This window comes from Thermodesulfobium acidiphilum, from assembly GCF_003057965.1.
GTDB classification, from domain to species: domain Bacteria; phylum Thermodesulfobiota; class Thermodesulfobiia; order Thermodesulfobiales; family Thermodesulfobiaceae; genus Thermodesulfobium; species Thermodesulfobium acidiphilum.
On sequence record NZ_CP020921.1, the window covers coordinates 1,196,883 to 1,221,628 of the forward strand.

The following is a 24,746-nucleotide window of genomic DNA, read 5'->3' on the forward strand; positions in this document are numbered from 1 at the left end:
GATCACCTCAACTCTTTTCAGATATAAATTTATTTATAAATTTTAGTTCATCCTCATACGTACTAATATTGCCAAAAAATTTTTCTTTCTTTAAATTTTTAAGTATCTCACCAATAAAAACTGGCTTAACATCGCTTCTATTCGAGAGTTCTTCTCCTGTAGTCAGAGGTTTGAAAACGTTTTTATTCTTTTCAAACCACAAAACATAATCATTTAAGGGTTTTTCCTCTAAAATCTTTAAAAAACAAATAATTTCAGATGGAATTCCCTCTAAAGTTTCAAAAAGATCAAAGTCTTTAAAGATGTTTTGGCTCCTTTTTCTCGAAAACTTAAACAAAAATTTCTTTAATTTCTCAACATATAAGATTTCTTTTTTTGTAAATTTCCACTTTCTTTTAAAAAATCTGTCCTCAGATTTAAGTATATTATATATTATTGGTAAGATACATAAAAACCACCATTCTTTCAAATTATTTCCAAAACCTTCAGATTTAAGGCAAGAAAAATATCCTTTGAGTTTATCCAGGCTAAAATTAAAAGATATCTTAGGATGAATTAGTTTAAAGACATTTAATTCTTTCATGCGCATTATAATTAATGCTGGACAAGATCCGTGTGAAAACATCAATTTCAATTCTTCCTTTAAAACATCAAAAGATATTACGTTAAAAAGTTTTAGTTCCATAGCATTCTTAATAAGCTCCTCATCTGCCTTATCAATCTTAAATCCAAGTTGAAATTCAAATCTAATAGCTCTTATAATCCTTGTAGGATCTTCTACATAACTCAAGGGGTGCAAAACTCTGATTCTTTTAATTTTTATATCCTCATACCCGCCAAAAAAATCGATCATTTTGCCATAAGAATCTTTATTCAAAGAAATTGCAAGAGTATTGATAGAAAAATCCCTTCTATACATATCATTATGTAAATCTGAATACTCTATCAGTGGTTTTGCAGCAGGGCAACTATAAAATTCAGTTCTTGCAGAAGCAAAATCAAATTTTATTTCTTCATTCTTTATAGTTGCTGTTCTAAACTTTTCATAAGAAAAAAATTCACCATTAATATATTTATTAACCTCCTGGGCAAGCTTTATCGCATCTCCTTCTACTACTATATCCATATCATTAGATTGTATGTTCAAAAGTAGATCTCTTACACACCCACCCACTAGAAATGATTTTAAGGAAAGTTTATCAGAAACGTTAGAAATAATTTCTAAATAATCTTTGATCCTTTGATCCAATCTTACATTTAAATCCAAAATAACTCTTTTTGTTGAAAGTTCTTTAGTTTTTTTTACGTTTATACCATGCCAAACTCTTAAAATATCTGTTCTCGTTATTAGACCTACCAGTCTATTTTCCTCATTAATCACAGGAAGCCTGCCTATTTCCTTTTCAATCATTAGCTTTTGTGCTTCGTCGAGAGAGGCATTTTGATTTATCGTTATTACGTTCCTCGACATTATCTTTTGTACTTCCATTTGCCCTAATTTGTGTTGAGTAGCTTTATCAATGTCCTTTCTTGAAAGAACACCAACTATTTCGTCATCTTTTAAAATTGGAACACCAGAATGGCCATACCTTAGTAAAATTTTTCTAGCCTCTTCTACAGACGTTTCAGGAGCAAGTACCCTAACAGGAGAGGTCATAACATCCTTAACTCTTATCTTAGGCTTACATTCTTTCTGGATAGCGCTTCGAAGCTTATCTAGAAAATCAGAAAATTCTTCTTTCAATCTAAAAGTGGCAGCAGCAGCTTCATTATGTCCTCCGCCACCAAAATTTTCCAAGACTTTTCTGACGTTCAAATAATCGCCCAATCCTCTTGCAATTATGTGTACTGTGTCTTTTACTTTAAGAACTGCAAATACGTTCTCACACTCTATTAAGTCCCTAAGTTTATGAACCACCAAAGCTGCATCTTCCACCTCTGTATCTAATTCAGCATATGTTAAAACATACTCGACTCCATTATAAAAGTCCTTCGAACTATTATCCAAAAAGAACTCAAGTAATTGCCTCTGATAAGGATTCATCCCAGATTCCAAAAATCTAGATACTACCATTAAGTTTGCACCATTTTGTATTAAATCTGCAACTGCATTTGCATCCCTATAAGTGGTAGAGGTATACAATAACCTTCCTGTATCCTCATAAACACCCAAAAGCATTAATGTAGCTTCTATTTCAGAGTATTTTATGCCTCTTCTTTTAATTTCTTCCCAAACCAAAGTTACTGACGAACCTACGCTGGTGTCTGGATACCTTACAATTTTAAAATTAGGTGGAAAATACCCAAGAGTGTGATGATCAAAAATATATACTTCTAATTCCTTATTCTTTGGCAAAGATCCATAAAAGGATCCGATTCTCTGAGGGTTAGATGTGTCTGCAAAAACCAAAAAGTCTATTTCCTCAAAAGCAATATCTTCATACTTAACAAAGGGAAATATGTATTCATATAGGTGTAAAAATGCTTCTACCTGAAATTCAACTCTTTCAGGCATTACAACTTTTGCATTAAAGATTTTTTGTAACATAAAAGCTGAAGCAATTCCATCAAAATCAGAATTGTTATGAGTAAAAATAAGCCCTTTTTTCATCATAAAATCTTTGAGTCCAAAATTAATTCTCTCTTCTTACAAATGGATTCCTTTATATCTATACAACTCGCCAAGTCAATGTTCTCTAATTTATTAATATCTCTTGCATAAATATTAGCAAGAACATCTCCTTTCTCAACTTTATCACCTATCAAAATATTAAAAACAATCCCTCCATCAACTCTGTCTGACAAATAATGTCCTATCCAACCAATTCTCCTCACGTCCATGCCTTGAATATAACCAGATTCAGATGACAGAATCTCAACCTTATTAAGGCCATTTAGTAAATAATCAGGATTTTCAACATATTTAGGATCGCCACCCTGATTTTTTATCCACTCTATAGCTTTTTGAACTGTTCTACCTTCTTCAAAAATTTTATTATATATCTTATTAATTTCTTTCTCTGGCGCTATACCAAAGTAAGCCTTATATGAATTAGAGAATATATTAAATATTAATTTGTCAAGAGAATAGGGCTCTCTAGTGTGCAAAAAGCTCAAAGCCTCCCAAAGTTCAAGTCTATTTCCCACGCATTTACCTAGCGGTTGATTCATATCTGAAACAATGTATGATACTTTTTTATTAAATTTTTTCATTACATTACAAATATTTTTTGCAAATTCTAGAGATGCCGTATAACTGGAAAATAATGAACCCGAACCTGATTTAATATCAAAAATTATAAAATTAGAGCCTACAGCTAATTTTTTACTGGCTATACTACTTAGAATTAATTGACTTGACTCGACTGTGCCAGTATGATTTCTAATTTTATAGAAAGTACCTTCTACTGGAGCTATTTCTTCAGTTTGAGAAATTAGTCCTATTCCAATTCGTTCAACTTGCTTAACAAAATCTGAAATTGACAATTTTGTATTGTAACCTGGAATAAGCTCTATTTTTTCTATCGTGCCACCAGTATAACTAAGTCTTCTGCCAGCCATTTTAGGAACAAGAAAACCATAAGCGCTCAGAACCGGCAATAGAGCAATAGTAGTTTTGTCTCCAACACCACCAGTACTGTGTTTGTCAACACTCATAGCTTTGCCCCACGATAGAACATTTCCAGAATTTGCAAGTGCCTGAGTTAAGTGTAAAGTTTCCTCATTATCTAGACCATTTATAAAGCAGGCCATAAGAAAAGCAGCGATTTGAGAGTCATCAACTATACCTTCTTTTACTGATTTTACAAAAAAAATAATATCTTCCCTAGACAGAATTTCTTTATCCCTTTTTCTTGACAATACGTTTAAAATATTATTGATTTGCATTTATGCTTTTACTACCTGGCAAAAAACCCCAGATATGAGAATCGTTTTTTAAGCTCGCATAAAAAAGAGTATTTTTTTGAATTTCAACATCCCTTCCAGGGACAAAAAATCCAGTAATCAAACCTACAGGCCCAAGTATGATAAGTCCCGCAGTAGATACTCCTACGGTTAAAGGTAAACTTTTATTTTTTTCTATTGCTTCCTTAGAAATAATTAAAGGTCGATTTATCCCATCTGCACAAGTAACAAATCTAAACTCAATCTGAAGTTTACCATCTCTACCAAGGTAGTGCTTTGCTCTTTCAGCTTCTACAACCCTTAATTCTCCATAGGAACCCTTTGGTATAATTATGGCACCTTTCTCAGTGACGTCTTCGTCTACAGCTAAAGGCACTATATCGCCTGCCACGCTGTCTTTACTGCTTATAGTCTTTAAAATTCTGAATCTTATAAGTTTACCTGCATCTACAGAAACGTTAACTTGATTTACCTTGCCACCTAATAAAGTATCATTTAGTCTCTTTAATCTGTCCATCAAGCTGTAAGAATCATAAGAAGTGCCATAAATTTTCTTTTCCAGGTTAGATATTCTATCCAGAATAGGTCCAAAACTCACTTCTTTTGAATAAGAGTATTCAAGAGCATTCATATCAAGAGCTATACCAGCTCTTTGATCTGTAGACTCAAAAACAGCATCATAAATTCTATTTAATCTACTCTCTAAGGAATCCGAATAATCCCTTTGCCCCCAAATTGTATATTCCAAATTAGAAAGCCTATCTGTAAGAGAACCACTAGAAATAGAACCATATAAAGCTACTTCTATCTGAGTCACCTTATCTGGCATATTTGTATTCTGTGCAAAGGCAAAATTTACGTTAAAAATAAGTAAAATAAATGAAAATAGACTAAGATAACAAACTTTTTTTAAGTATTTCTCGAATGTGAGTATGCTTAACTCCACTGTTCAACTCCTCTCTAAGATAATTATTTACTACCTTTATATAAGTTCCTCGCATTCCAAGCGAATGAACGTCTATAACTCCAGCACTCTCAATTTTCTTAAGAGCATTTACTATAACCGATCTCGTAATGCCTGAATTTTTTGCAATCTTGCTTGTAACCAAAACACCTTCATTTTGATCCTTTAATTCAGACATAACCGATTCCACAGCTTCCCTCTCAGATAATGAAAGTGAAGCAAGTGCTACTTGAACCGTAGTCTTTTTTCTAACTTCTTCTTCCCTTTCTTTGCTTGAAAGTCTTATTTTTTCCATACCAATTACTGCAGAGGCATGTTCAAGAATAATTATATCTTCCGTAGAAAATTCTTTTGCAAATCTGGAAGCAAGTAAAGTTCCCAATCTTTCAGTATGAGATACAACAGGTATCCACGTATAAAATTTATTACAATATATACATGAAACTCCATTAAGAAAGATGCAGTCACTTCCCTTTTGTATTTGATTAATAACAGGTTCAGAAGAAAGGAGCATTTTTGAGTTCAGGTATTCAGGCATCCTATTAGCTTTAATAATAAGTTCATCTCTTGCCTGACATTCAAAGCCCGGCAAAATTGCATATCCAGATAAGCTTCCATTTTTACTAATTATGTAAATTGAACTTTCAAGCATTTCTGATAAAAAAGCTGCAATAGTAAAAAAATCAATAGATGTAGAGGTATTTAAAAAATATCCAAATTTTCTAATTTTAAATAAAAGTTCTTCCAGGACATTCACCCCCTTTTTTTATTTTTCAAACTATTCTTAACATTTTAGATAAATTGTATAACAATTTTAGATATTTTAAAAGATATTCATTTTTTTTATTCTTTCCAATAAAGTTAAATTAGTAAGATCCCAATGAAGTGGCGTAATAGATATATAATTTTTTTTAATTGCACCTATATCAGAATCAAAATCTGAAATAGTTTCATCTGGAACTCCATAAAGCCAATAGTACTTTTCCCCCTTTGGATCTACCCTCGTTTCAATCAAATTTTTATAGTTTCTTAATTGTAAAGAGACAAGCTTAAAACCTTTTATCTCATTTTCTAAACAATCAGGAATGTTGACATTAAAGATAACCCCAGGTTCAAGAATCTTTTCTACTATATTTATAAATTTTAAGATTAAATTTGAAGATTTGATATAATCTTTTTTTCTCTCAAAACTTACATGTGAAACTGCTATAGACGGAATACCTAAAAAAGCTCCTTCCATAGCAGCAGCAACTGTCCCAGAATAAAGAACATCAGTTCCTAAATTTGCACCTCTATTAATTCCAGAAATTAATAAATCCGGTTTTCTTGGCAAAAGAGCATATATAGCAAGTTTTACACAATCGCTGGGAGTTCCATTTGTTTCCCAGGCTCCCTTTGCTCCATTAATTTCAACTTCTTTCGCCCTAAGAGGCTTATGCAGTGTAAGCGAGTGACTGGCCGCAGATCTTTCTCTTTCTGGAGCTACCACATAAATTTCATGCTCTTGGGACAAAATTTTTGAAAGATCTCTTATTCCATATGAACGGATTCCATCATCATTTGTAAGCAATATCACCATAAACCAAACCTTCTTAATAAAGAGTCTTTGTTTCGCCAATTTTTTTCTACGCTCACAAAAAGCTTCAACACACACTTTTTACCAAAAAATTTTTCAATTTCCAATCTAGATTCTATCCCAATATTCTTAATCATAGAACCCTTGTGTCCAATTAAAATTGGCTTGTGAGATTCCTTTTCTACGATAATATTAGCCTCAATAAAAATTAAATTCTGTTTTTCATTAATTTTTTCAATTAAGACGTAAACGCCATGAGGAACTTCCTGTCTTACCAGATTTAACACCTTTTCTCTAATTATCTCAGATATAAGCATTTCTTTTGACATATCAGTTTTCATACTTTCTGGATACCACATAGGACCATCATTTAAGTTGTTAATAATAGTTTTTTTTAATTCCTTTATACCAAAAAAGTTTTTAGTAGAAGTATAAATAACCTGGTCGTAAAAACTTGTAATTGACTTATCCAAATTTAAATTTGAAGTGTCAACCAGATCTATCTTGTTTACAACCAAATATCGCGGTTTTTTATTAGAAATCTTGTTTTGAATTTCAACGTCAAGTTTGTCAAAAACTGTTACTGGATTAATCACATGTACAATTATTTCAAAAGAGTCAAGTGAATCAAAAATTTTTTTGTTCAATCTAATATGAAGCAAATTTCTCGCATCGTGTACACCTGGAGAATCTACATAAATTATTTGGTATTCTTTAGTACTTTCTATAAAAGAAGTTCTAAATCTTGTAGTCTGTGGTTTATCCGAAACAATACCAATTTTTTCACCCATTAAACAATTTATTAAAGATGTTTTTCCTACATTTGTTTTGCCAACAAAGATTGCAAATCCACTTTTCATCTAATTTCTCAAAGATGTAATTGGAGCTGGTACTATACCGCCGCGTTCGATAAGTTTTGATTTTTTAGCATTTTTTACTGGTAAAATTGGAGTATATCCCAATAAACCTCCAAAATAAGCTATATCATTTTCTTTTTTACCCGGAACAGGAATAATTCTCACTCCAGTAGTCTTATTAGTGAAAACTCCTATAGAAAGCTCATCTAGAATTATAGAAGATATCGTATCCACGCTAGTTGTCCCTGGAACAGCAATCATATCAAGACCCACAGAACACACAGCAGTCATAGCTTCTAATTTTTCTATACACAAAGAACCTTTTTTGACAGCGTCTATCATTCCCAAATCTTCACTTACTGGTATAAATGCTCCACTTAAGCCACCCACTCTAGAAGATGCCATAGCACCTCCCTTTTTGATAGCATCAGTTAATATAGCAAGAGCACCCGTAGTGCCCGGAAATCCTACAATAGGCACTCCCATAGCTTCCAAAACCTTTGCAACGCTATCATTTTCTCTGGGAGTAGGAGCAAGAGATAGATCAACAGATCCAAAGCCGATGTTCAAAATCTTAGCAGTCTTTCTTCCTACCAATTCTCCCAATCTTGTTATCTTAAAAGATGCCCTTTTAATATGTTCTGCTAATTCCAAAAGATCAGAATTCTCATTTCTCTTCACAACGGTTTCAATCACACCCGGACCTGAAATCCCAACATTAATGGAGTGATCAACTTCTCCTATACCATGAAAAGCCCCCGCCATAAATGGGTTATCGTTTACTGCATTTGCGAAAACTACAAATTTAGTACAACCAACACCATCTTTTTCGCTTGTAGCTAACGAAGTCTTTTTAAGCATAAGAGAAATTTCTTTAATAGATGACACATTAATACCATACTTACTGTTTCCAGCCTCACATGAAGCACAAATTCTTTCAGTAGATGACAAGATCTCTGGAAGAGCTGATAAAAGAGCCTTATCTTGAGGAGACATACCCTTAGTTATAAAAGCTGAAAAGCCACCTAAAAAATCAATGCCTATCTCTTTAAGAATTTTTTCTATCTCTTTTGCAAATTCAACGTAATATTCAGGTTCAATCCTTGGAAAAGCAACTGTAATTGGAGTAATACTAATTCTTTTATTTACAATACTTACTCCTAGTTCTTCCTCTACTTCCTTTGCTGCAGAAATAAATTTTTTGCCTAAATCAGACAAAAAGCTACAAATTTGACTAGTAGATTTTAAATTTAACTCTGGATTTAGTAAACTTATTCCCAAAGTCAACGTTCTAATGTCTAACATTTGATCGTATAACATCTCCGAAGTTTCTAGAATTTCATCTATACTTAAATTTGAATTAAGCATTATCTATATCCTGTGCATGGAATAAAATAAGTCTTCATGATGAAGATCAATTCTTACATTGATTTGCCCTGAAACGCTTTCAAGCTCTTTTCTCAAATCTGAAATAGATATTTCGGATTTTGACATATCTACCAACATTGTCATAGTAAAAATCTTGCTATCAAGAACCTTCTGGGTTATATCTTCAATATTTATGTTATTTTCAAATAAAACTTTCGCAATATTATAAACAATGCCAACTTTATCTTCGCCAAGAACCAATATTACTACCCTTTTTTTCATTAAATTGAGCTCCTAACCAAGTTTTTTGGAAGCGGGGAGGAATCACTTAAAATAATCGTCTTTTCCTTTAAATGAGTTCTAAGATATTTTGGTAAAGAAAAGCAGTGAATATGTGTTTCTTTATCATAAAATCTCGTCTCAATATTTCTAGCAAGCAGGGTTTCATCAATCTTATCATAACCGTCAAAAGGGCTAAAGTAATCCGATGCCCAAACAAAACCCCACATTTCATCAAAAGATTGAATATGAGCACTATATGAATTCACAATTTTAAAAACTTCCCTGGCAGTATGATTTACTGCTATATGAGCATTATCAAAAAAGGGAGTGATTGAAGCAGCCTGATATATTATAATGCCTTTTTCTGAAAGCCTATTTTTTAAAACGCTCATAAATTCTTTTGTAAATAAAAATTTTGCAGGACTATCGTCTAAAGGATCAGTTAAATCTACTATTATTACGTCATAGTGTATACTACTATCCAATTCAAGCATATATTTTTTTGCATCCTGTATAACCAAATTAGTTCTTGGATCCTCAAAGGAATCTACGCACCACTCTTGTAAGTATTTTTTACTAATTTCAACCACAAGGTCATCTAGCTCCACCATATCAACTTTCTTAACACAAGGATGCTTTAAAACTTCTCTTAAGGTAGCTCCTTCCCCACCCCCAAGTATTGCCACTCTTTTTGGCTCAGGATGTATAACCATAGCAGGGTGAACCAATGCTTCATGGTAAATAAATTCATCAATTTGAGCGCTTTGCACTTTATCGTCTAAAATTAAAATTTTGCCAAATATAGGATTTTTTATTATAAAAACCTTCTGAAACTTTGACTTACCAGAAAACAACACATCTTCAACATCTATACAGTGAAAATCATTTTCTACAATTTTATTTATAGCAAAAAGTGGACATTTTTTGCTTATATTCAAAAACCACCTCTCAAAATTTTTCTAAATTATAATACAAGTTAAATTAAAAATCAAAAAAAGAAAAAATAAAGAAAACCTTAAAAAAGGCTTTCTTTATTTTTAAAATGAAATATTTTTTTTATTTTATTCTTCTAACGTAGATAGATCGCCGACTGGTTGACCTAATTCTTGAGCACGTAGAACTCTTCTCATAATCTTACCCGATCTTGTCTTAGGTAATGATTCCACAAATTGAATTTCTGCTGGCTTTGCAATAGGCCCCAATTCATGTCCTACGTGATTTTTCAGCTCTTGTGCAAGTTTCTCAGAAGGTTCATAACCAAATTTTAATATTACAAAAACCTTTATAATATTACCTTTCAAGGGATCTGGTTTTCCTATAGCTGCAGCTTCAGCTACAGCGGGATGAGATACCAAAGCACTTTCTATCTCTGCAGTACCCAATCTATATCCTGCAACCTTTATTACATCGTCTACTCTACCAATTATCCATATATAACCATCTTCGTCTTTTTTGGCTGAGTCCCCAGCAAAATAAACACCAGGAAATCTGCTCCAATATTGCTGCTTGTATCTTTCAGGATCTTTATAAACTGTTTGAAGCATTGCAGGCCATGGAGTTTTGATAACTAGAAAACCCTCTTCACCAGGTTTCACGCTTTCTCCTTCTTCATCAACAACATCTACTATAATACCAGGAAATGGTTTAGATGCCGATCCTGGCTTCAACGGAGTGCAAGGTAAAGGAGTCACAATATGCATTCCAGTTTCAGTTTGCCACCATGTATCCATTATTGGACATCTTTCCTGACCTATTACTTTATAAAACCAAAGCCATGCTTCAGGGTTTATTGGCTCTCCTACACTCCCCAGTATTCTTAAAGTAGATAAATCTCTTCTATTCACCCAGGAAGATCCATATCTCATTAAGCTTCTGATAGCAGTAGGAGCAGTATAAAAGATAGTTACGTTATGTCTTTCAACTATAGACCACCATCTATCAGGTAAAGGATAAGTAGGAGCACCCTCATACATTACAGTAGTCGCACCGTTAAGAAGGGGGCCATATACCACATAACTGTGTCCTGTAACCCATCCTGAATCAGCAGTACACCAATGTGTATCTTCTTCTTTCATGTCAAAGACCCACTTGGTAGTTATATATGTTCCTACCATATATCCACCGTGTGAATGAACTACTCCTTTTGGCTTTCCTGTAGTTCCAGATGTATACAATATAAATAAAGGATCAGTTGCATCCATAACCTCAGCTTCACACTTTGGAGAAGCTATAGGAAGAGCCATTAATTCGTGATACCACAGATCTCTTCCAGGAGTCATGTCCACATCCGCACAAGTTCTCTTAACCACAATTACAGAGATTATGCTCGGGCATTTAGAAACAGCCTCATCTACAATATTCTTTAGGGGTACGACTTTCCCGTTATAAAATCCTCCATCAGCGGTAACAACTATTTTTGACTCTGCATCATTGATTCTATCCCTCAAAGCTTCAACGCTGAATCCCGCATAGACCAAAGTATGGATAGCACCAATTTTTGCAGCGGCAAGCATTGCAATCATCTGCTCTGGGATTCTTGGCAGATATATGCTTACCCTATCTCCCTTTTGGACTCCCATGGCCTTTAAAACATTGGCAAACCTATTCACTTCTCTCTGTAATTGAAGGTATGTATATGTTCTAACTTCAGAGTTTTCTCCTTCCCATATGAGAGCTAGTTTATTCCTCCTCCAGGTATTTACGTGTCTATCCAGCGCATTATAGGCAATATTGGTTTTGCCACCTACAAACCACTTTGCAAATGGATATTCCCACTCTAAAACTTTATCCCATGGTTTAAACCAGCTCAATTCTGAGGCAATTACAGACCAAAATGACTCCGGATGTTCTGCAGCATACTGATAAATCTCATCATAGTTTTTGACATGTAATTTGGATTTTAATTCCTCAGAAGGATAAAAAAACTCCCCGTTGTGATTTGTGGACATCTTTCTCCTCCTTTAAATTGTTAGAATTGTTTGAATATTGTAACAATATTATTTTTACTTTGTCAAACTTTGGGATTTATTTTATGATTTAAATTTTTTATTAGGTATACTAGTTAAAAGGAAAAAATAGATAAATTTTAACATTATTTATAAGTATTCCAGGACTTTATGCCACCTGTTTAATCGTTGAAACTATCTTTACAAGTTAATAAAAGCCAGCATTCCAATAAAAGAGTCATTTATAAACTATTTATTATACTGCATTTATACACTGCAAACAATACAAATGCAGCTAAAGAAGGGTCATAATAATAAACACGTATCGAGAAATCCTAAGAATAAATGTCTTGGATCCAAATGAACGTAACATTGCCCTTAGTTAGAGTGTTTCCAGTAAAATGGTTGCTATAGACAATTTACAAGCCTAATTAAGGCCTTATACTACCTCAACTCTCAATACTCTTTGGAAAGGGATTGAAAAAATATTTAGATTTAGTGATAAAGTAATGAAGATGGAATTAACACAAGAATGTGAACAATTCCTAAAGAAATATTTTTAAAACTCGTTACTTTAGTTAGAAAAATAGAACATAAATTTTGTATGATTTTAAAAGATTACAATATTGAGAAGATCTTTTTCAGACAAAAATATAAATTTTGAAGAATTTTTTGAAAGATTTATAATGAAAATGATTAAATATAGGGCCATGTTTACTCAAAGAACTTTCAGATATATTTGATGCTAAGAATGAGGACTTTGATAATATTATTACAAGGATAATTAATTAAGAAAAGGCTTTTAAGAAAATATTTGATGGTAGAAATTTAAAACTGCAAGGAGCTAATAGTGCAACAAGCGAATATAGATTATAAAAAAGAATCAAAGAAAGTAATAAATAAATTACTTATAGCCTCAACTTTTATAAATTTAGCACTAATGATTATTAAGTATGTGCTTGGCAGATGGATTGGAAACATTGCCTTACAGGCAGATGCGCTTCACTCTAGCCTTGATGTGCTCTCCAGTATAATTGTTTTTAGCGCTATGTTCTTTTCTTATAAAAAAAGCGAGAAATTTCCATTTGGCTTGTACAAGTTAGAAAATATAGCATCAGGGTTCGTGTCGCTACTTATTATATTGACTGCATTTGAGATTGGCTATAACCTATTTGAAAAATATAAACCAGCACACACAAGTGTTTTAAATAATCAACTAATTGTTGCAGGTATACTATTTTTTGTGATTATTTTAATGTATTTATACAGTAAATATGAGAAAAAAATAGGTATACAATACTCATCAAGTGGTTTGATTTCTGATGCTGAACATATAAAAAGTGATTTATTTTCAATTTTTATAATAATTTGTAGCATAATCTTTTCAATTTTCGGTTTGGATATTGATAAATATGTAGCTATTGTAATTGTGATTATAATATTGCATTCTGGTTTTGAACTATTAAAAAATTCCACGCTTGCGTTGCTTGATATAAATGTCGATAAAAAGACAATAGATGCTATAAAACAGGAAATTTCTCAATTTGAACATGTAAATGAGATAACTTCCATTAAAGGTAGGAAAAGCGGGCGCTTTATGCTTTTAGAAATTATTGTAAAGCTTGATATGGCAAGTTTCGAAGAAGCACATAAATTATCAAGTCAAATAGAACAGCGTATTTATGAAAAATTTCCAAATGTTGATAATGTTATAGTTCACTATGAACCAATTAAAAAAGAGATTATAAAAATATGCATACCTCAAACAAAATACGACCAGATATCAGAACATTTCGGCAACAGCAGTTCTTTTCTGATTATAGATTATGATTTGTCAAAACAAAAAATTTTAAATAAACAGCAAAAACCAAACGATTTTTTAGAGTTAAAGGAAAAAAAGGGTATTCAAACTGCTTTATATTTAGTAAAAGAGGGCGTGGATATTATTGTAACTACAAAACATATTGAAAATACGGGCCCATATTTTGTTTTTAAAACACACAACAAAAAATTCTATATAGTTGATAATGTGCAAATTGACAACCTAGAAGAATTATTAAAAAAGATTTCAAATAAAATATATGTAAAACAAATGGTGGAGAAAACATAGGTATGATTATTATTGGGAGCAATCCTACGAGTTTTGCAATGAAATAAGCTATCAAAGAATATTTAGGTGGTTTAAATTCCCCCATAGAAGATATAGGTACTTTTAATAAAGATTCAGTTAATTATTTCAATTTTGCAAAAAAGTTGCAAAAAAAACAGGATCATTTACTATATATATGTCAAACCTGAGCGAAAATGTGCAAAATATTTCATCTTTTTAGAAAGTCTGACCCCAGTTATAAATTTTAGTGAGCAGGAAACTCAAAAGTTACTTAACGACAAATATGTGCAAAAATGCGTATATACAATGATTGACATTAATTCTTTAAGAAAGTATTAAGGTAAAGATATGTATTATCTATAAACGATATACATGTTAAATATTTCAGATAATTTAAAACTTATTTAGCCAAAAGCTAAAATCTCTATCAGGCACAAAAATATCAAGACCTACTGAAGGTTCGTCTAACACGTTTATACGGTATGTATTTCGTTTGGCTCTATATATACACAATCATTTTCTGATAGCACAATTTCGTTATCCTGGTTTTTTACAAACATTTTTCTTTGTTAACACGACTAAAATTTGAGCACTAGGGTGAAACTGTTCAAGAGAAGAATGATGGTGGGGGAGGCTTAACAAAATACTCTATCGATATTGATTCTTCATTGCAAAGACTTGCACGCTTCCAATCCTTATTGAGGTTCGTAGCTTTGTGCCGATTTAAAAAATTGTTTACCTCTATCGTGTCTTACTTTTTAAGCATATTGAACATAAAGATAATATAATTTAAGATATATAAATATTTAATTGATTTGTTTAGAACAAATAAATTTGGGAGGTAAAGATCAAATGGAGGCTGATCAAAAAAAGATTAATCCATGGAATGTCTATCCAGGCGCATTTATTGGCTGGATGGTGGACGGCTTTGATCTAAGTATGATGTTCTTGTTAATACCTATTCTTGCACCTCAGTTTTTTCCAAAGAGTTCAGCAATAGCCATTATCGGAGTATGGAGCATTTATACCATTACACTGGTTTTTAGACCTTTAGGTGGAATACTTTTCGGTATTCTTGGCGACAAAATTGGCAGAAGAAAGGCGATATTTGCTGCAGTAGCTGGATTAGGGCTTTCTGTGTTTCTTACAGGATTCTTGCCAAATTATCATACTATAGGCGTTTGGGCTCCAATTTTACTAACATTTCTAAGGGTATTGACTGGCATATTTGCAGGAGGAGAATACAGCAATAGCGCAGTTATCATAGTAGAATCTGCAGAAAAAGATAAAAGAGGTCGTTGGGGAGGAGCAATACAGGCTGGATATGCAGTAGGTTTCTTGGTTGCAGCTATATTATTTTTATTTTTACACTACGCAATTCCAAAAGAGAGCTTTGCAAATTATGGCTGGAGATGGATGTTCTGGTCTTCAATATTCTTAACAGTCATTGCACTTCTTGTTGTAAAGTACAGAATGATAGAGTCTGCAAAATGGGAAAAGGCGAAAGAAGAGGGAAAAACTAAGAAAATGCCTTTAACTGAAATTTTAAAAAATGGTGAAACTTTGAAAGAGGTTCTTACAGGAATTCTTTTTATGGTCGGAATGTCCTGGATTTATGGTTTAACTCTTGGGTTTTTCCCTACCGTTTTGGCATTAGGAAAACAATTTGTTTTTCCGCAAACGCTATATGTAGTAATAATAGCGCTAACTGCAGCTGTAATTGGATATCTTTCTTCTGGTTTTGTGAGTGATTATATCGGAAGAAGGAAAACTGTCATAACATTTTCCTTGATAGCAATCATAATTTCATTATTTGCTACTCAGATAATCTCAAAAACAACTAACTTTACATATTGTGCTGTATTTGCAAGTATATTAGGATTTTTTTCTGCTGGGTTATATGGAGTCACGCCTACTTATCTGTCTGAAAGGTTCTCCACACATGTTAGAAGTACCGCAGTAGGCATCTCGTTTAACTTTGGATTTATCTTCGGAAATTGGGGAACGGCAATACTCTTAGTGTTTACTAAAATTTCTTCTTCTAATTTCCCAAATATGTGGAGCGCGTTTATAATATTTGGAGAAGTTTTGGTTATGCTTTCAGCTTTGCTGTCAAAGGAGACAAAAGATATTGAATTGCATTAATCTAATTTAAGATATTATATTTAAGATATTATGGACTACGACGTTATAGTAGTTGGAGGCGGAAATGCAGGCCTTTGTGCTGCAATGAGTGCTACAGAAAACGGCGCAATGGTATTGCTATTGGAAAGATCCCCAATATTTTACAGAGGGGGGAATAGCCGTCATACCAGAGATATCAGATATGCTCACGATAAACCAAACTCATACACCGTTGGCTCATACACAGTAGAAAACTTCTACAATGATATACTCGAAGTAACAAAGGGCGAGACGAATAAAGAATTGGCTAAATTTTGTGTAGAGAAATCCCAAGACATCATCTTCTGGATGCAAAATCACGGGTGTAAATTTCAGCCTATCATAAAAGGCGCTCTGCACTTAGCTAACAGCGTGGCATTTTTCTCTGGCGGTGGCAAGTCTATGATTAATAACTACTATCACTATTGCCAAAAAGTTGGTGTGAAAGTTATTTATGATGCATTTGTAGTTGATTTGAAGTTCAAAAACAAAAAATTTTACTCAGTCGTAGTCAACTACAAACATAGCCTTCATGAAATAACCGCTAAAAGCTTAGTCCTCGCATGTGGTGGCTTTCAGAGCAATATTGAACAATTGAAAGAAATTTGGGGAGATCCAGCAAAAAATCTAATAATCAGAGGAACTCCATACGATGAAGGAAACATATTCCAAATTTTAGTAGAAAATAATGCAATGCCTATTGGAGATCCAAAAAATGCCCATATGTTGGCATTAGACGCAAGAGCACCAAAATTTGATGGTGGCATAGTAACCAGGTTAGACTGCATACCTTTTGGCATAGTTGTAAACAAGAATGCTGAAAGATTTTACGATGAAGGAGAAAATATATGGCCCAAGAGATATGCAATTTGGGGGCATATATTAATCAACCAACCTGATCAGATAGGATATGTAATTTTTGATTCTAAGGTAGTAAATCTTTTTATGCCGTCCGCTTTTCCTGCGCTCAAAGCCGATTCTTTAAAAGAGCTCTCCAAAAAGGTTAACCTTGATTCTGAAAATTTAATAAAAACCATAGAAAATTACAACAATCATTTGTCTTTAGGAGAATTCGATCCATCTATCTTAGACAGTTGTAAAACTGTTGATTTAGAACCTCCCAAGAGTCATTGGGCGCTGCCTATCGATAAGCCACCATTTTATGCCTATCCGCTAAGACCTGGCATTACTTTTACTTACTTATCAGTTAAAGTAAACAGAAATGCGCAGGTTTTGACAAACAATGAGGAACCTTTCGAAAATGTTTTCGCTGCTGGAGAGATTATGTCTGGGAACATATTGAGCAAGGGATATATGGCAGGAACAGGTTTGACTATTGGTACTGTTTTTGGTATTACGGCTGGGAGAGAGGCTGCAAATGTTCGATAAAAATTTTGAGGATGCAAGATTTTCACTAAATATTTGCAACGCATGCAGATATTGCGAAAACATTTGCCCTGTTTTCAAAGCGATAGAATTGAGGAGAACCTTTTCTGACAATGATATAATCTATTTGGCAAATCTTTGCCACGACTGTAGGGGTTGCTACTACGCATGCCAATACGCTCCACCCCATACTTTTGATATAAACATCCCAAAAATTTTTGGAACATTGAGGCTAGAAACCTATAAAAATTATAGAAATTCAAAATTCTCAAAAGATATCGTTGATAAGCCGCATCTTTTTAGCATTGCTACTTTTATAGTTTCATTTCTTTTTTATACTATCTCGTCAATAATCAATACGGGAAAATTGAGTTTAATGGGCATCGTTGATCAAAATGATTCATTTTATAGTATTTTACCTGAAAATTTTTTAATTATCACAATGTTTATTCCATTCGCCATATCATTAACCATCTATATAAAAAACTTGATTGACTATTGCGATTATATTGGTATAAAAAAAGGCGATTTCCTTAAACTCTTTAACCATATTAGATCATTAAAGAGTTTGGTTTTATTAGAATTCCTTGATGGAGGAGGCTATGGTTGCAATTATCCGGGTGAAGAATACAGCTTTTCAAGAAGGATTTACCACCAATTTGTATTGTTTGGATTCAAAATAACTTTCATATCTACTTTAATAGCTGCATTTATGAGTCATATTTTAAACATTTCGCCGCCATATACTTTTACCAGCCTGCCAGTAATATTTGGCTCTATTGGTGGAGCATTATTGCTTTTAGGACTAACTGGACTGCTATATTTAAGAACTAAAATGGATAGGATACCTTATAGCGAGAATGTAAGCTCGATGGACATTAATTTCATAATTATATTATTACTGTCCGTTCTAACTGGCTTTCTAGTTTTACTTTTCAGATCTACAACATTTATGCCTATTTTATTGATAATTCATTTAAGCATCGTCATAACCTTCTTTATAACGCTCCCCTTTAGTAAATTGCAGCATGCTGTCTTCAGGTATGTATCAATATATAAGTTTTTTTCTGAAATAAATAAATAAATAGCTACATAGACCTAACTAATAAACAAGAAAAAAATTTACCATTTTTTCCCTTTCAGAAGACTAGTGAAAGATAAATATATACTAACCGTTATAGAAGCACACAATTGTACCCATTTTCTTCTCTAAAGAAAAAAAACAAAAAATCACTTAATTTCCTCCAACTTCCTGCCAGTGCTTTTTGGCCCAAGAAAATATAGATCTAACACAAGAATTATTATAAAAAGCCACAAAACTAAAAAGGCTCCACCTATGCCATATTCCTTATAAATAACCGTTCCAATAAAAGTTGGCAAGATTGCTGAACTTAATCTGCTTAAAGCATAAGAGGTTCCCGTAGCACTAGCCCTGATCTGGGTTGGAAAAATTTCTGCATTATATTGGTGATAGAAGTTTGACATATTCCATAAAGAAAATGTTGTTAGAAAACCCATAAACAATGCTAAATAAATGTTTCCTGAAAATGCGAACAAGACCCCAAATATCCCTACGGCAATAATAGATATTATTAACCCATATTTACGTTCGACCTTATCTATTATAAAAACATTAAATATACTTCCAATTAAAAAGCCCGAATACACTACAAAAGTAAAAGCAAATATTTGATTAAGGTTTATTCCTCTGCTTCCCAAAAATAATGGCACCAATGCAGCAAAGCCATAAAAAAGAGCAGATTGGAAAAACATAAAAATAAACATCATAATTGTTTTTTCTACTATACCAGGTTTAAACAGATCAAAGTATCTTGACTTTTCTTCTTTGGCTTCAGCCCTTATCTCTGGTTCTGGCAAAGAATTTAAATTTTTCTCTTTCATAATATTGTTTTCAATCTTCGTTAAAATTTCATCTGCTTCTTTATATTTACCCTTACTAACCAGCCACCTTGGAGATTCAATCATCTTGAACCTTGTAACCCAAACTACCAGTGCGCCAATACCTGCAAACAGAAGAAAAATTCTCCAAGCATCATGCGGCATATTTTTTTCTAAAATTGTTGCAAGCAGAGCGCCAATAGGAGCAGATGTTACAACAACTGTATAAGCTAGAGCAAGCCTTTTGCCTCTTGTCTTTCTTGGCATAACTTCGCTTATAAATGTATCCATTAAAACGCCTTCAGCGCCTATCCCCATTCCCGCAATAAATATTAGTATTAAGATAATGTTAAGGTCATCAAGAAATGCAGCAACAATTAAAGGAATGCCAAATATTAACAAATTGAAAAAATACATTGTTCTCCTACCAAAAATGTCAGCAAGTCTCCCAAGTATAATGGCCCCAAAGAGCATGCCAAAAAAGGCATAAGAAATCAGTATTATAGGGCCCTTTCCTGATGGATAACCAAAACCAATACCGATCAGCGCCACAAGAATACCTAAACCCAACAAAATTAGAGTATCAAACCATTCCCCAGCAGTTATCATCCACAAAAAATTCCAATGAAAGCTACCCATAGGAAGCCTTTCAAGCCTAGCAGCGATACTTGATTTCGAATTTTTTTCTTCTAGTTTCACTTTGTCTTCCCCCATTTTAACCTCCTTAAATTGTTAAATAAAAATATTTAAAAAACCTATTAATCACCTTTCATTTTAAATCTAAAATTTGTCTTGTCAACAAAAAACCTACAACTCATAATAAGAAAATAAACGATTAAAGATAAAAGTTGTTGATTTAAATAATTTAAAAAGAAATTGAAACTTATTCGTTTATAAGAGATTTTTCCAAATTTACATAACCTATTCTATCAATACTCCATTTACCTTCGCCCAGGATTATTAACTTCTTTTCATGATATGATAGTAAACTTGATCTATGTCCCACGCTAATAACAGCACTATTGGATAGCTCATCCTTTAGCCTAAAATACAGTATCCTCTCAGATTTCTCATCAAGAGCACTTGTAGCTTCATCCATAAAAATCCATTCAGGTCTTTGTAATAAAATTCTTCCAAATGCAAGATACTGTTGTTCACCAAGTGAAAGAATCTGTGACCACATATTAACTTCTGATATATGATTTACCAAATGCTTTAGATTTAGGCTTATAAGCAAATCCTTTATTTCATCATCGCTAACATCCGGATCGCCATTGGGATATATTAAAACATCCTTTAAAGAACCTATAGGCAAATACGGTTTTTGCGGGAGAAAAAGGAGTTTTTCTTTTGGTGGAAGAAAAATTTTGCCTTCTCCAAATGGCCACAATCCAGCTAAAGTTCTTATTAATGTGCTTTTCCCTATACCAGAACTACCAACTACAAGGAGTCTTTCAGATTTATTTAATGACAAATTTAATTGATTTATTAACGGAGTTTTGTTATCAGGTAAAAATATAGAAAGGTTTTCTACCATCAGATTTTCAGATTCTTTAATTATTATTCTGTTATTTTTTTGTTGAAGATCTTCGATAAAGCTAATATTGTGTTCAAATGTTCTTAGCCTATCGGCAACTGCATGCCAGTTAGCAAGAGATGGATAACTGTTTACTATGTAAGACAAAGAAGACTGAACCTGTCCAAATGCTTGTGCAATTTGCATAAGAGCACCCAATTGAATTTCCCTAGCAAAAAATCTGGGAGATGCTACAAGTATAGGAAAGATTATCGCTATTTGATTATATCCGGAAGTAAACCATCCAAGCATTTTTTGCCTAACCATTATTTTCCAATAGTTTTCAAATACATCAAAAAAGTTTACCATAAGGTGTTTATGTTCATTTTTTTCTCCACCATAAAGCGCTACGCTCTCGCTGTTCTCACGAATGCGAACCATATTGAATCTAAAATTCGCTTCATACATTTGTTGCTTAAAATTCAAATTTATTAAAGGCTTCCCGATTGCTGCAGTTATCCATGTGCCTAAAATAGCATATAAAATAGCTGCCCAAACCATATAACCAGGTATAATAATTTCATTCCCAAAAATTTCAAAAGAGATTGATCCAGATATTGTCCACAATATCCCAACAAATGACGCAAGAGTTACAACAGAACTAAGTAACCCCAAGGACAAACTTAATGTTTGAGAGACAAATAAATTTAGATCTTCACTAATACGTTGATCTGGATTGTCGGTAGAATTGTTAAAAACTTGAAGATGATAATATATCTTTTTATTCAACCATTTTTTTAAAAACCTATCAGTAAGCCACTTTCTCCACTTAATCTGAAGCATCTGATTTAGATACAAAGAATATACTGCAGCTATAATGTAAAGGAAGGCCAAAACACAAAATTGGATAATAGCTATCCAAAAAGCTTTGGCGTTTAAATCCTGGAGAGCATTATAAAATTCGTTGTACCAAAGATTTATAAGAACGTTTATAAAAACTAAAAATAGATTTAAAAAGATTATTATTATTAAAAGAAACCACGCAATCTTTTTTTCTTCTGATTGCCAGTATGGTTTAATTAGTTCCCATGTATCTTTAAGAAACTCTTTGTTAAATTGCTTCATCAAAACAACCTCAGTTTTCTAAGTTTTCAATTTTCTAGTTATATAAATCTTAAATATATCAGATTTTTGAAGTTTCAAAAATAGAGTGCATCTATTAGATTTAGAATTCTAAATTTATCTTATTAAGAATTTATTAAAACAAAATGTCACAACTTCATCTTCCCTAGAGACCTTTCGTCATAAATCTCTAAAGGGTATTTTCAAATAGATTCCTGTAAAGAATTTTTTGTTCTTGTGTTATAGAAAAAATTATAAATATTAACACTCTAATTCTCTTTAAATCCCCCCAGCAAATTGTGTGCCTTATCTATCGTAATCTTTATTTTTATTCAAAATATTGGCCGTTTAAGTAAAATACAATAGACAATCATAAAATTATCGAAAATATTTAATAAGAATTTCTTTAATAATAACTAAAATGTTCTTTAAAACTTCCAGATCTCTTTTTTTATGTTAGATTAATTTAAAGCTCTTTTAATCCATTGTGCTATACTGAATTTTTTATAATTTCTTCTAAATTAAATTCCATAAAAATAGAATTTAGTCATCATTGGAATTAGAGCTGCTGCGAACTTTTTGCAAATAGCTATATACTGTAAATTTAGATAGCCCAAGAATAGATGCTACATACTCAACTGAACCCTTTATAAGAAACGCTCCCTTTTCATCAAGATAAGAAACAAATTTTATTTTCTCTTCAGGAGAAAAACTAGATGGTTGCTTTTTAAAAGACAATATAGCTTCTTGTGTAAGCGTTTCAATAGTTTCATTTAAATTTTTTGCAAATGTTTCATTCTTATCATATTCAGAACCCTTCTCTAGAAGATCTTTAAAAACATTATAAGTACCTATAAATTCGGTTACATCAAAATTTACACAAAAAGCCCCGATAATTTTACCCTTTTTATCTCTAATAAAACTTGTGCTCGATCTTAATATTCTTCCATCCTTCGTAATGCTTTTATAACCTACCATATCCTTTGCTTTATCTTTACTTTTTTTTAGTACCTTTAATACCAGGTCGGTTATTGGAGCACCCGTCTGTCTATGAGTAACATCCCCAGCTATATGTATAAGAGATCTTTCAGGGGTCCTAAGATCATGAACAGCTACTTCGCAGTTTTTACCAAACATTTCACTAATAGAGTTAGCTATGTTTACTAGGTTATCAAAAATTACTTTTCTCTCATCAGTAGACATCGAACCTCCAATTTTTTAAAGATTTTAAATTATTATATTTCAAAATTTAACAAGATTTCAAATTTTTAAACTTGAATACTGTCTTCTTTGTTATTATATCTAGTATTGTGTCATCGGTATATTTCATCCCCTCAACAGAGATTTTACCAAGATTTTTTATACATTCCTGGGCACTTTCCGACAAAATTCCATTATCAGATGGTATTACAATTTTGTTTAAAGCCATGTTCGAAGCTTCAATAGCAGATATTGAAGAAAGATACAGCTTATACGCACAACCAATCTTAGCACCATCACATATCATTCCTGACAAACCTGCTATAACATTTTTTATTGAGTTTTCAATTTTTTTATTGTCCTTCTCTCTTAAAAAGGTAAGTCCTGAACTGCAGCCCACGCCTGCAGCTATTCCACAACCACACAAAGGAGAGAGTAAACCTGTATAAGATTTTACATATAAAGTAAGCAAATGACTTAATGTCACAGCTCTGATAACTTCTTCTTTATTAAATCCACTTTTCTCGCCAATGATTGCTATAGGTATTATCGCTACCAGACCGTGATTTCCTGAACCAGCACTACTCATAACAGGTAGAGGATACCCGGACATTCTTGCTTCTGATGCCGACACTGTCAAAGCTACAGCCAAAGATTCAATGTCATTAACTTTCGATCTTAAGAATTTTCCTATACCAACTCCAACATTCCCCTGAAGCCCTGCGTATGCTATTTTTTTGTTCATCTCTATTCCATAGTTTATAAATTCAATTTTTTCTTTTTCAACATTTTTTGAAAAATCTATCAATTCAGCGATAGAAAGATCCTTTATCCTTTTAAAATCGCTATTATTAGAAGAACTTTCGTAATCAGATAAAATTGACTTAATAACAATATCGTCCTTACTTTCAAAAACAATATTGTCATGGTTACCTCTTAACACTACTGTCGATTTATGTAATTTTCCTTGAGCTTCAACTTTTATAAATAATCCTTCAATTGCTTTTTTGAGCTCTAAATTAATTAGACCACTTTTTACAATCTCTCTAGCCTTATCTATATCTAAATTACTAACATCTTTTAAAGCCTCTAAGCCATATTCAGATTTGCCGCAAACCAAAGATAGAGCAGCAGCAAATAATATGCCTTTTTCATTAGTGCCAGGAATAATTACAAACATGCCATTTTTTAAAATATTTTTATCAACAAAAACTCTTAATTTAGAAACCTTTTCTCCAAGTATTTCCTTCGCCCTTGAAACTGCATATGCAACTGCTCCGGGTTCTGTACAACCCAAAGCAGGCTTCACAGAATTTTTTAAAATTTGCAAAATGTTCTCTGTTTTATTCATTATACCCTCTTAACATTGTTTTAAAAGCAATTTTTATAACAATTATTTAAAAGTCTTCCTAATAAATTTTACAAATTTTAGATATAACCAAAAATCCAAAA

General features: G+C 32.5%; 18 protein-coding genes. 4 read left to right on the forward strand and 14 right to left on the reverse strand.

Translation table 11 applies throughout. The features are described from left to right. Positions 1–7: 7 nt before the first annotated feature. From TDSAC_RS06060 to acs, 10 genes are all read right to left on the reverse strand, one after another. Entirely contained in the window at positions 8–2,614 is a 2,607-nt protein-coding gene (locus TDSAC_RS06060; RefSeq protein ID WP_108309358.1) for a CBS domain-containing protein, read from the reverse strand. Beyond that, entirely contained in the window at positions 2,611–3,888 is a 1,278-nt protein-coding gene (locus TDSAC_RS06065) for a thymidine phosphorylase (RefSeq protein WP_108309359.1), read from the reverse strand. Before TDSAC_RS06065 ends, TDSAC_RS06060 begins: the two co-directional genes overlap by 4 nt. After that, positions 3,875–4,852: a hypothetical protein gene (locus TDSAC_RS06070; protein ID WP_108309360.1), complete on the reverse strand. Its 978-nt coding sequence runs from the start codon at positions 4,850–4,852 to the stop codon at positions 3,875–3,877. Before TDSAC_RS06070 ends, TDSAC_RS06065 begins: the two co-directional genes overlap by 14 nt. Continuing rightward, on the reverse strand, positions 4,797–5,627 hold the full coding sequence (gene codY, locus TDSAC_RS06075; protein WP_108309361.1) for a GTP-sensing pleiotropic transcriptional regulator CodY: 831 nt from the start codon (positions 5,625–5,627) through the stop codon (positions 4,797–4,799). Before codY ends, TDSAC_RS06070 begins: the two co-directional genes overlap by 56 nt. Before the next feature lie 66 nt (positions 5,628–5,693). After that, complete coding sequence (surE, locus tag TDSAC_RS06080) at positions 5,694–6,449, reverse strand: 5'/3'-nucleotidase SurE (protein ID WP_108309362.1); 756 nt, start codon at positions 6,447–6,449, stop codon at positions 5,694–5,696. Further along, entirely contained in the window at positions 6,443–7,306 is an 864-nt protein-coding gene (gene era, locus TDSAC_RS06085) for a GTPase Era (protein ID WP_108309363.1), read from the reverse strand. The genes surE and era overlap by 7 nt, the downstream gene beginning before the upstream one ends. After that, positions 7,307–8,671, reverse strand: a complete 1,365-nt coding sequence (locus TDSAC_RS06090) for a PFL family protein (protein ID WP_108309364.1) — start codon at positions 8,669–8,671, stop codon at positions 7,307–7,309. A 3-nt stretch (positions 8,672–8,674) separates the two neighbouring features. Beyond that, positions 8,675–8,953 carry an ACT domain-containing protein gene (locus TDSAC_RS06095; protein WP_108309365.1) on the reverse strand — a complete coding sequence of 93 codons (279 nt, stop codon included), beginning with the start codon at positions 8,951–8,953 and terminating at the stop codon, positions 8,675–8,677. Further along, on the reverse strand, positions 8,953–9,891 hold the full coding sequence (speE, locus tag TDSAC_RS06100) for a polyamine aminopropyltransferase (RefSeq protein WP_108309366.1): 939 nt from the start codon (positions 9,889–9,891) through the stop codon (positions 8,953–8,955). The genes TDSAC_RS06095 and speE overlap by 1 nt, the downstream gene beginning before the upstream one ends. Before the next feature lie 123 nt (positions 9,892–10,014). Beyond that, positions 10,015–11,901, reverse strand: a complete 1,887-nt coding sequence (gene acs / locus TDSAC_RS06105; protein WP_108309367.1) for an acetate--CoA ligase — start codon at positions 11,899–11,901, stop codon at positions 10,015–10,017. An 847-nt stretch (positions 11,902–12,748) separates the two neighbouring features. On the opposite strand from acs, the gene TDSAC_RS06110 reads away from it, so the two are divergent. The 4 genes from TDSAC_RS06110 (at position 12,749) to tcuB (ending at position 18,641) form a co-directional block, all read left to right on the forward strand. Further along, positions 12,749–14,008 (forward strand): cation diffusion facilitator family transporter, encoded by a 1,260-nt coding sequence (locus TDSAC_RS06110; protein ID WP_108309368.1) that lies wholly within the window; start codon positions 12,749–12,751, stop codon positions 14,006–14,008. 852 nt (positions 14,009–14,860) lie between these two features. Then, positions 14,861–16,153: an MFS transporter gene (locus TDSAC_RS06120; protein ID WP_108309369.1), complete on the forward strand. Its 1,293-nt coding sequence runs from the start codon at positions 14,861–14,863 to the stop codon at positions 16,151–16,153. A gap of 30 nt (positions 16,154–16,183) precedes the next feature. After that, a complete protein-coding gene (tcuA, locus tag TDSAC_RS06125; protein WP_108309370.1) occupies positions 16,184–17,560 on the forward strand; it encodes an FAD-dependent tricarballylate dehydrogenase TcuA in 1,377 nt (458 codons plus the stop codon). Next, entirely contained in the window at positions 17,550–18,641 is a 1,092-nt protein-coding gene (gene tcuB / locus TDSAC_RS06130; protein WP_108309371.1) for a tricarballylate utilization 4Fe-4S protein TcuB, read from the forward strand. The genes tcuA and tcuB overlap by 11 nt, the downstream gene beginning before the upstream one ends. A 146-nt stretch (positions 18,642–18,787) precedes the next feature. Here the strand turns inward: tcuB and TDSAC_RS06135 are convergent, their stop codons facing one another. The 4 genes from TDSAC_RS06135 to TDSAC_RS06150 all read right to left on the reverse strand — a co-directional run bounded on the left by TDSAC_RS06135 (position 18,788) and on the right by TDSAC_RS06150 (position 24,645). After that, a complete protein-coding gene (locus tag TDSAC_RS06135; RefSeq protein WP_108309372.1) occupies positions 18,788–20,170 on the reverse strand; it encodes an MFS transporter in 1,383 nt (460 codons plus the stop codon). 169 nt (positions 20,171–20,339) lie between these two features. Then, positions 20,340–22,097, reverse strand: coding sequence for an ABC transporter ATP-binding protein/permease (locus TDSAC_RS06140; RefSeq protein WP_108309373.1), 1,758 nt, complete (start codon positions 22,095–22,097; stop codon positions 20,340–20,342). A 540-nt stretch (positions 22,098–22,637) separates the two neighbouring features. Then, positions 22,638–23,297 carry a helix-turn-helix transcriptional regulator gene (locus tag TDSAC_RS06145; protein WP_108309374.1) on the reverse strand — a complete coding sequence of 220 codons (660 nt, stop codon included), beginning with the start codon at positions 23,295–23,297 and terminating at the stop codon, positions 22,638–22,640. Between the two features lie 46 nt (positions 23,298–23,343). Further along, positions 23,344–24,645, reverse strand: a complete 1,302-nt coding sequence (locus TDSAC_RS06150; RefSeq protein WP_108309375.1) for an L-cysteine desulfidase family protein — start codon at positions 24,643–24,645, stop codon at positions 23,344–23,346. Between the last annotated feature and the right edge of the window lie 101 nt (positions 24,646–24,746).